The following is an 8,686-nucleotide window of genomic DNA, read 5'->3' on the forward strand; positions in this document are numbered from 1 at the left end:
CCCCAAAGCCCAGATTAGTGGTGTAAAAAGCTTTGCTCTCCGTCAGCTTCGTTGTAATGACACCTGCGTTTAACTTCATTTTGCTATGCTTGCTGTTGGTAGAAATTGATTGCGAATGCGCGTTTACCGCCAGGCAGAGCACGGCTATGAGTAAGAAGCTGTTGGTTGAGGCGGTGCTACACGGTTGCGCTGACCTAAAAGCAACCCAACGGGTTCTGATAGTGAGTAGGGAAAGTCTAAAGTTCATAGAATGTCCTGCTCATCTGGCGTTTTATGGACTTCCCTACACCTTGCTAAGAGTAGCGACTTCGTCCGGGTGGTTTGAAATGAAGTGCGTATAGGCCAATGAGCCGTGCCCCTGCCTGCGCCTAAAACTATAAACCATTCGTTGATAAACCCACTTCAGACCCGGATTCCCAGCCGCCGCCCGCTTACCACGTCGCTTGGCAGGCGAGCCACACCGGGTGGTTCTGAGCCCCGGCAAGCACGGCAGCCAGCCCAGGAGGCCCGGAGAAGCCAGCCGAACGGGCTGCCAGAATAATTTTTACAATAATTTTAGGCGACGCGCAACCGGACGGGCCGGCTGCCGGTCAGGGGTGTACAAGGCGGGACCTGTACAGCCCGCCTTCGCTTTAAACTTTTTCACTGCATGCCGCCCTCCATTGCCCCCGTCGATGAGGCCTTGCTGGCGGCATGCCGGCGCGGCGAATCGGCGGCGCAGCACCGGCTATACCAAAAGCTTTCCTATCTGCTGATGGGCGTGTGCCTGCGCTACTGCCCCAACCGGGCCGAAGCCGAGGACGCCCTGCAAAACACGTTTGTTAAAATTTTTACCCGCCTAGACCAGTACCGCGGCCAGGGCCCGTTCGAAGCCTGGGCCCGCCGCATTGCCGTGACCACCTCCCTGCATGCCGTGGCCCAGCACCGCCTGCGCCATCCGGTGGCCAAGGCCGACCCCGAGGAGTTGGCGCCGGACGTGCCCAGCGCCGAGCCGTCGGCGCTGGACCAACTGGCCGCCGACGACCTGCTGGCCCTGATGGCCACCCTGCCGCCGGGCTACCGCGCCGTGCTCAACCTCTACGCCGTGGAGGGCTACTCGCACCAGGAAATCGGGGAGCTGCTCGGCATTGCCGAGGGCACGTCCAAATCGCAGCTGGCCCGGGCCCGCCGGCTGCTCGAAACCCGCCTAGCGGCCCATCATCACCCACAATTGCCATGACCGAACGCGACCCCGACCCTTTATACGATGCCCTGCGCAAGCGCCTGGCCGACTACGGCCAGGAGCCGCCGGCGCAGCTGTGGGCGGGCATCCGGGCCAAGCTGCCGCCGCCGGTGGCCCAGCCGCAGCTGCGACGCCGCCGGCGCTGGAGCCCCGCGCTGCTGCTGTGCCTGCTGCTGACGGTGGCCGGCGCCGCGGGCTGGCACTGGTGGCGCACCGCCGGCTCGGGCAGCACGGCCCCCACGGTTGCGCAAACCAGTACCGCCAATAAGGCCGCTGCCAATGCCGCTGCGAACATGGGTGCTTCTGCTGGCCCGGCATCGTCCCAAGCCACCGCGAGTCCCGCACAGGCAGGGGCCGCAAGCATAGAACGCAGTGGCTTTGAAGCTAACCAGCACGCCACGGCCTCGGCAACGCTTTCCGCTGACGCCGCTTCCGGGGCAGTAGCAGCGACGCAAGCCGAAGAAGGCAGTGCCCGTTCGTTGCGCCGAAAACGCAGCGGTAGCCGCACAGCTGCTGCGGCCCTTGCTGGCAACACGGGTGCCCGCCGGGCTTCCGCTTCCCAAAACCGGCCGACGGATGTGGCCGTGCAGACGCGCGCACGCCGCGAGTCTTTGCCAGCTGGCGAGGAGCGTGCGGGCGCTGCTGCCTTGCGCACGCCAACAGCCGCTGCCAGCCCCGTCGGGGCAGCAACTCTGGCTTCGGGAACCACGCCCGGCGACGTGACCTCTGCCGCTGGCACGGCGGATGCTTTGGCCACGAAAGCTTCGGCGGCGTCGGGGGCAAGCACTTTGGCTGCCACCCCGGCTAATGCTTCTGACATGGCCTCTACCGAGCAGGTGGCGCCCAAGACAGTGGCTTTGGCCTCCCTGCCCTACCCCGAGCCGGTGGTGATGGCGCGGCCCGACACGACGCGGTTCATGCCCGTGGTGGTGGCGCGGCGCTGGGCGGCGCTGGTGCTGGCGGGGCCTGCGGTCACTTACCGCAAGCTGGGGAACAACTCGTTCAATGACAGTGCGCCTTTTCCTACTCCCAACACGGCTGCCCCCAATGCATATACATATAATAGCCGCAGCGCCAACCAAGTGGCCACCAAGGAGACAGCGGACGTAGGTTTTGGTGTGCAGGTGCAGGTACGCCGGCAGCTGTCGGGCCGGTGGGGCCTGGGCACCGGGTTGGGCTACCAGGAGTACGCTACCCAAACAACGGTCGCTGCGCTTTCGAACGCCGACTTCAACAACACTCCTACTGGCGTGGGCTCGAGCGCTCCACCCCCCCCACTTCCCCCCATTACCCCAGTTGAGACGAAGCACCGCGACACCTACCGCTTTATCACGGTGCCTGTCCGGCTGAGCTATGCGCTGGGCCACCCGGCGGGCCGCTTCCGCTACGGCCTGCTGGCGGGGCTCGACGCGGCCCTGTACGTGGGAGGGTCGAGCCCGGCGGCCAACGGCCAGGTCAAAACCTGGAGCACCGCGGATGGCACCTACCACCCGCTCAACGCATCCTTCAGCGCCGGCCTCGACTTGCGCTACCGCCTGTTTCCGCGCTGGGACGTGGTGGCCCAGCCCACGGCCACGTATTTCCTGAATTCCCTGCCCCGCCCCATCTCGGGGCTGACGCCGCGCTACCTCCTTGGCACAGGGGTGCAGTTTGGGGTTTCGTACGACTTCCGCTAGCCTCTGGCCTGCAAGGCCCCGCCAATTACGACGTCCCGCACCGGGTTTTCGCCCAGCCAATAGGGTATTTCGGCCACACTGCCTACTTGCAGCACCAGCACGTCGGCGCGCTTGCCGGGCTCCAGGCTGCCGCAGTCGGCGGCTTGGGAAATGGCCCAAGCGGCGTTTAGAGTGGCAGCGGCCACCGCTTCTTTCGGCGTGAAACCCATTTTCAGGCAGGCCACTGACAGGGCCAACCACAGGTTTTTGCTGGGGCACGAGCCGGGGTTGAAATCGGTGCTCACGGCCACGGGCAGGCCGCAGTCGATGAACTCGCGGCCCGGGGCGAATTTCTCTTGCCGCAAAAAAAGCGGCACCAGCGGCAGCAGCACCGCCACGGTGCGGCCCTCGCTGCGCGCGGCAATGCGGGCGGCGGCGGCGGGCGTGAGGTAGTCGCAATGGTCGACGCTGGTGGCGCCTAGTTCGGCGGCCATCTCGCAGCCCCCCAAGTCGTGCAGTTGCTCGGCGTGGATTTTCAGGCCAAAGCCCATTTTGTGGGCTTGCTCCAGGAAATAGCGGGCCACCGGCAGCGGGAAAGCGCCTTCCTCGCAGAAAATATCCACGAAGGCGGCCTCTCCTTTCAAGTCCGACAGCACGTCGTGCAGAATGAAATCGACGTAGGCCCGCGGTCCCGCTTCCTTGAATTCGGGCGGCACCACGTGCGGCCCCAGGAAGGTGGGCACCACCCGCACCGGCTGGCGGCGCCCGGCCTCGCGGGCTACTTGCACGAGGCGCAGCTCGGTGTCGCGGTCGAGGCCGTAGCCGCTCTTGGCTTCCAGCGTGGTCACGCCGTAGCGCCGAAATCCTCCCAAATGGTGCAAGGCGTTGGCCAGCAGGTCGGCCTCGGAAGCGGCGCGGGTGGCGCGCACGGTGCTCAGGATGCCGCCGCCCCCGGCCAGGATGTCCAGGTAGGACTCGCCCCGCAGCTTGCGCTCGAACTCATCGGCCCGGTTGCCGCCAAAAACCAAGTGGGTGTGGCACTCCACCAAGCCTGGCATCACCACGCAGCCGGTGGCGTCGAGCAGGCGCGTTTCGGGGCCGACGTGGGCCAGGTCGAGCTCGGCCATCGCACCCACGGCCACGATTTTTTCGCCCACACACGCCACGTAGCCACGCTCGATGATGCGCCAGTTGCCGAGCGCAGGCCCGGCCAGCGGCCGGTCAATGGGCCCGCCAGCCAGCGTGAGCACCTGCGCGGCGTGCTCGATGACGAGGGTATAGAGTAGCATGCGGCAAATAACGGGGTCGCCTGCGGCTTGATGCGGAAGAAGTAGGGAGGAAGTGTCATTGCGAGCGCAGCGAAGCAATCCGTCCTGTTCTCAGCGAACAGCCTAATAACGTGACACGCTTTTTACCAGAAAACCCTCCCGAGTACCACCTCAACACTGTGCTGTGCCGGAATCGTACCTGGGAGGGCTTTTCACATCTTGGAAGCTGGTCACAAAAATAGGACGGATTGCCGCGCTACGCTCGCAATGACACTTCCTCCCTACTTCTTCCTCATTAAGCCGCAGGCATTAAGTCCAATATTGCACCGGGGCGTGCGGGAAGCGGCGCTGCCATTCGGTGTAGAACCAGGCCTTCATGGCCTTCATCTGCTCGGGCTGGTACACGTATTTCAGGCCGCCAAACTTGTTGCGCTTCACGGCGCGGCCTTCCTCCGAGAGGTCGAGGCTGGTGTTGGGGTACCATTGGAGCAGCACGTCCTTCGAGCCGGGCGTGAAGCGGTGGGTGATGAGCTCAACCGTCAGGTCGCAGTCAAAATCGAAGGCTGCTTGCAGGCGGTCGAGCAGCTCGGTGTAGTGCTGCTGCCAGTCGGGAATTGGCATAATCGGGGCCAGCACCACGCCCACAGGATAACCGCCGCCACCCTGCTCCACCGGCAGGGCTAGCTTGCGCATAGCCTGAATGCGCGCCTCTACCGAGGCGGTGCCGCCCTCCAGGCGCCGTACCACCGGCTCGGCGTTGAGCGAAAAGCGGGCGCGCGTACGGCCGTTGTGGGGCAGGCCGACCAGCGCGCCAATGTGGTCGTACTTGCTCACAAAGCGCAGCTGCGCGCCCTCGCGGGTGCTGAAGTGGCGCACGGCCTCGGCCAGACTGCCGGTGAGGTGCTCGATGCCCAGCACGTCGGTGTAGCAGCTGGCCTCGAAGCTCACCACGCGGCCGGGCTGCTCGTAGGTGGCGGTGTTGGCCAGCAGCTGCGGCAGGTTGGCGAAGGCTTTGACCACGGGCGGGCCGCTGAGGCTGCCGGCCAGGTAGCAGTACTGGCAGTGGGCGGGGCAGCCTTCGGCCAAGTTGAGCTGCCAGTCGGCCGAGGGGGGCGTGGGCTGCAGGCGCAACGCGCCCGCCGGGGCCTTTACCACGGCCAGCGTGTTTTTGGCGGTGCGGTAGGTGGCGCGCACGTCGTCGCCGCGCAGGCCGGTGAGGCGGTTGCTCTTGAGCAGCTCCACTTCCAGGTTTTGGGCCGTGACGCGGGCCAGGATTTGCTGGCCGAATTCCTCGTCCAAGGCATCGGGCGTGAACACCACGCGCTGCGGCAGCCACAGCTTGGCCGAGTGCGTGCGCGGGGCGGCCGCGGGCTGCGGCTGGTCGGTGAGCAGGGTGTCGGAAAGGGAAACGAGGGTGCCGGCAGTGAGCATGAAAATCGGGTTGGTGACGGATATATAGCCAACGTTTTTGCTTCCCAATAAGGTCCTTTCAAAGGTCTAAAATTAGCATTTTTACCCCGTTTATTTATTTAATTTATTCTTCATTACCAATCATTTATGACATACAAATCAGCGCATCGTTTATGTTTTCCGTAGCGTCATGACCGATTGTAATTGTTCGGTTCTCGGGCACGCTGAAACGAGTACCCCGAATTTCCAATTCGGCCCGTTGGACGGTCGTGCTCACGGGCCGAATTGGAAATTCGGGGTACTCGTGCTGTTCCGGCGCTCCTTACTTTCGTCACCACCCTCGCCCCAGCTGCCCCCACCATGCCTGCTCCCGATGCCGCGCCGCTCATCCTCACTCTCACCCTCGACGAAGCCACGCAGGCGCATTTCGATGCCCTGCGGCTTGCCCACTTCCCGCCCAAGATTAACTACTTAGCCGCGCACCTTACCTTGTTTCATCACCTGCCGGGCTTGGCCCGCGAGGAAGTGCGCGAGGTATTGCGGGCCGAAAGCAGCGCCCGCCGCCCGCTGCCGCTGCACGTCACGGGCCTGCGCTCCCTGGGCCGGGGAGTGGCCTACCTGCTGGAAAACGACGACCTACGCGCCTTGCACCGCGAGCTGCAGCAGGTTTTCGCGGCGCACCTCACGCCGCAAGACCAGCAAAAGCTTCAGCCCCACGTCACGGTGCAGAACAAGGTAGACCCCACCGCGGCGCGGCAATTGCTGGCCAACTTGCAAGCGGACTTTGTGCCTTTCACGGCTCAGGGCACGGGCTTGCACCTGTGGGCCTACCGCAACGGCCCCTGGGAAAGCGTGGCCGCCTTCCCTTTCGCCACCTAAGGGCGGCCCGGCAGGTTCGCCGAAAGCCTTATTTGCCGCTGGAAATCGAGGTTTCCTCCTGGATGAACTCCTGCAGCAAATCCCGGATGACCTCCCGGGCATCGTAGGTACTGGGCACCAGCACGGTGCGGTGCTGCGGGTCGAGGTACGCCGCGAGGCGGGCCAGGGCCGTTGGGCTCACGTGGCTGAATCCCATTTGCCAATCGGGAAACAACCGCTGCGAAACCGTGGCATCGAGCACGGTGACGAGCTGCGTGTGCCGCGGGTCGGCACTGATGTGGGCGTAGAGCCGGCGCACCGCCCGGGGCTCCCCTTCCAACACCTGAAAATACCGCTCCTGCGCGCTGAAAAGCACGCCGCTGATGTTCTGCTGGTCGTTGTGAATGCGTGCCTGGGCCACCAATTGGTCCAGCTCGGCCGCGTCGAGGGCGCGCGTGGCCGTGCTGTGGTAAATTAATTGCTGAATTGCCATCACTGAACAGGAATAAGGATGCACATGCCTCATCAAGGCACTTTCCCCAAGCCCAAACGATTTGCTTGGGCATCGCAGTACGGATAAAAGCAAGGCGAGTATGCCTCAATCACAACCCTGAAGGGGTGCGGACCGGTAACCCACAGTGCCTAAAGCGCTTTATTTAGCGGCCCCTTCCCAGGCGGCTAGCTCGGTGCGCCACTCCCGCTGCACGCGGTTTCGCAGGGCTTGGTCGGGAGCAAGCCCGACGGTGATGTGGGTGCCGCGCTCCCGGGCATACGGATTGAGGACGCTGCCAAACCGGCGGTAAGAGGCAAAATGCGGCGCCAGCTCATCGTCCGGCTCGTCATCAACGATGATGATGGCCCGGCACGCCTGCACCGGCGGGTACCAAAACAGGAAGCTTCCGTTGAGGCTGTTGGCCAGGGGCATGGGCCGGTGGCGATTGTAGTAGTTGAGGGCGCTGGCCTGGCCGTAGTTAGCGCACTGAACGAGGGTGTTGGCGCGGACAGAGTCGGGCAGGGATTGGTAAGCGGCCCAGGTTTTGTCGGCCATTTCGCGCCAGCCCAGCATGTCGGCGTAGTCTTGCGGCAGGGCGTGCTCCTGGCCGTCTTCCCAGCGGTACACGCCCAGCGGGGCATAGCGGGCGCGCAGGGCCGCCATGGCCGCGGGGCTCCGCACGGGGTAAATCAGGGGAACCAAGACGGCCAGAAAAAACAAGGGCAACGCCACCAGCACGGGTTCGAGCGCCGTTTTCCACCGGAAGGGCTGCAGCAGCTTTTCCCACCACACCGCGCCAAACGCAAACAGCACCGGGTAGTAGCCCAAGGCGTAGTAGTCTTTGCCGTGCAACACGGCCAGCAGTCCCACGCCCAGCACCGCCACCCAGCCCACCACGCGGTAAGGCCGGAACGCCGGCCCTAGCAGCAACGCCCCTAGTCCTGGTGCCCAGACCCAAACGGCGGCAAAGCACATCACCAGCTGCGCCTTCCAAAAATCGGCGGCTTCTACGTGCACCAACTGTGTTTCTTTCAGCAAGGCCATGTGGTGCAAAAACGGAATGCCGTGCCGGACTTGCCACACCAGATTGGGCAGCCACAGCAGCAACGCCAGCCCCGCCGCGCCCCAGAAGTGGCGGTTGAGCAACAGCCGCCGGCTTGGGGTGAGCAGCAGCGCCCCGCCCAGCGCGGCTATGAAAAACAGCGTGGTGTACTTGTTCAGCAGGCCCAGGCCCAGCGCCCCGCCCAGCAGGTAGAGGTAGCGCGGCCGCGGCTCCTGCACGTAGCGCACAAAGGCATACAGGCCCAACATGAACCCAAACACCTCAAAGGAATTGGGCTGAAACAGCAAGTTGAGCCGCGCGAAAGCCGTGCCCAGGTAGCAGGTGCCCGCCAGCGCCTGCGCAAACCACCCGCCGCCCAGGCGCCCGGCCAGCCGCACCACCAAGTACACGGTGGCCGCGCCCCACAGAAACGGCCAGAAGTGCACCCAGCCCTCGTGGCCGCCCAGCGCCAACGTGGCCCACCCCTGCGCGGCAATGAGCGGCGGCACCTCCAGGTAGCCCCAGGCCAGGTGCCGGCCTTGGTTGAGGTAGAGATATTCGTCGCGGTGCAGCTCGTAGGCCCCGCTCATAAGGAAATAGCCCGACACGAATTTGACCAGCGCAAAAGCAAGCGGCAGGAAGCGTTTCATGCACGGCAAGGTAGGCACGCGGCCTGTATAGAAGCATAGCCCTGCTTGAGAGCAACTGAGGTCACGCCAAGCAAGTAGCGCGGACTTT

Annotated in this window: 7 protein-coding genes; 3 read left to right on the top strand and 4 right to left on the bottom strand. The window is 64.4% G+C overall.

What is annotated here, in order from left to right; all coding sequences use genetic code 11:
- The first annotated feature begins 649 nt into the window (after nucleotides 1-649).
- Both VF629_RS08100 and VF629_RS08105 read left to right on the top strand, forming a co-directional pair.
- Nucleotides 650-1,219, top strand: coding sequence for a sigma-70 family RNA polymerase sigma factor (locus VF629_RS08100; protein ID WP_331057964.1), 570 nt, complete (start codon nucleotides 650-652; stop codon nucleotides 1,217-1,219).
- On the top strand, nucleotides 1,216-2,898 hold the full coding sequence (locus tag VF629_RS08105; RefSeq protein WP_331057965.1) for a hypothetical protein: 1,683 nt from the start codon (nucleotides 1,216-1,218) through the stop codon (nucleotides 2,896-2,898). Before VF629_RS08100 ends, VF629_RS08105 begins: the two co-directional genes overlap by 4 nt.
- Here the strand turns inward: VF629_RS08105 and hutI are convergent.
- Nucleotides 2,895-4,166: an imidazolonepropionase gene (gene hutI, locus VF629_RS08110; RefSeq protein WP_331057966.1), complete on the bottom strand. Its 1,272-nt coding sequence runs from the start codon at nucleotides 4,164-4,166 to the stop codon at nucleotides 2,895-2,897. The genes VF629_RS08105 and hutI overlap by 4 nt on opposite strands.
- A gap of 288 nt (nucleotides 4,167-4,454) precedes the next feature.
- A complete protein-coding gene (locus tag VF629_RS08115; protein ID WP_331057967.1) occupies nucleotides 4,455-5,576 on the bottom strand; it encodes a spore photoproduct lyase family protein in 1,122 nt (373 codons plus the stop codon).
- A 339-nt stretch (nucleotides 5,577-5,915) separates the two neighbouring features.
- On the opposite strand from VF629_RS08115, the gene VF629_RS08120 reads away from it, so the two are divergent.
- Nucleotides 5,916-6,434, top strand: coding sequence for a 2'-5' RNA ligase family protein (locus VF629_RS08120; RefSeq protein WP_331057968.1), 519 nt, complete (start codon nucleotides 5,916-5,918; stop codon nucleotides 6,432-6,434).
- A gap of 28 nt (nucleotides 6,435-6,462) precedes the next feature.
- Here the strand turns inward: VF629_RS08120 and VF629_RS08125 are convergent, their stop codons facing one another.
- On the bottom strand, nucleotides 6,463-6,906 hold the full coding sequence (locus VF629_RS08125; protein ID WP_331057969.1) for a BLUF domain-containing protein: 444 nt from the start codon (nucleotides 6,904-6,906) through the stop codon (nucleotides 6,463-6,465).
- 159 nt (nucleotides 6,907-7,065) lie between these two features.
- Entirely contained in the window at nucleotides 7,066-8,598 is a 1,533-nt protein-coding gene (locus VF629_RS08130) for a glycosyltransferase family 39 protein (RefSeq protein WP_331057970.1), read from the bottom strand.
- Nucleotides 8,599-8,686 lie beyond the last annotated feature (88 nt).

Origin of the sequence: Hymenobacter sp., assembly GCF_036388155.1 — a bacterium.
Taxonomy (GTDB): Bacteria; Bacteroidota; Bacteroidia; order Cytophagales; family Hymenobacteraceae; genus Hymenobacter.

What these genes read in the sequence shown, in the direction of transcription:
- VF629_RS08100 (WP_331057964.1), top strand. Translation starts at nt 650, where the DNA reads ATGCCGCCCTCCATTGCCCCCGTCGATGAGGCCTTGCTGGCGGCATGC.
- VF629_RS08120 (WP_331057968.1), top strand. Translation starts at nt 5,916, where the DNA reads ATGCCTGCTCCCGATGCCGCGCCGCTCATCCTCACTCTCACCCTCGAC.
- VF629_RS08125 (WP_331057969.1), bottom strand. Translation starts at nt 6,906, where the DNA reads ATGGCAATTCAGCAATTAATTTACCACAGCACGGCCACGCGCGCCCTC.
- hutI (WP_331057966.1), bottom strand. Translation starts at nt 4,166, where the DNA reads ATGCTACTCTATACCCTCGTCATCGAGCACGCCGCGCAGGTGCTCACG.
- VF629_RS08115 (WP_331057967.1), bottom strand. Translation starts at nt 5,576, where the DNA reads ATGCTCACTGCCGGCACCCTCGTTTCCCTTTCCGACACCCTGCTCACC.
- VF629_RS08130 (WP_331057970.1), bottom strand. Translation starts at nt 8,598, where the DNA reads ATGAAACGCTTCCTGCCGCTTGCTTTTGCGCTGGTCAAATTCGTGTCG.
- VF629_RS08105 (WP_331057965.1), top strand. Translation starts at nt 1,216, where the DNA reads ATGACCGAACGCGACCCCGACCCTTTATACGATGCCCTGCGCAAGCGC.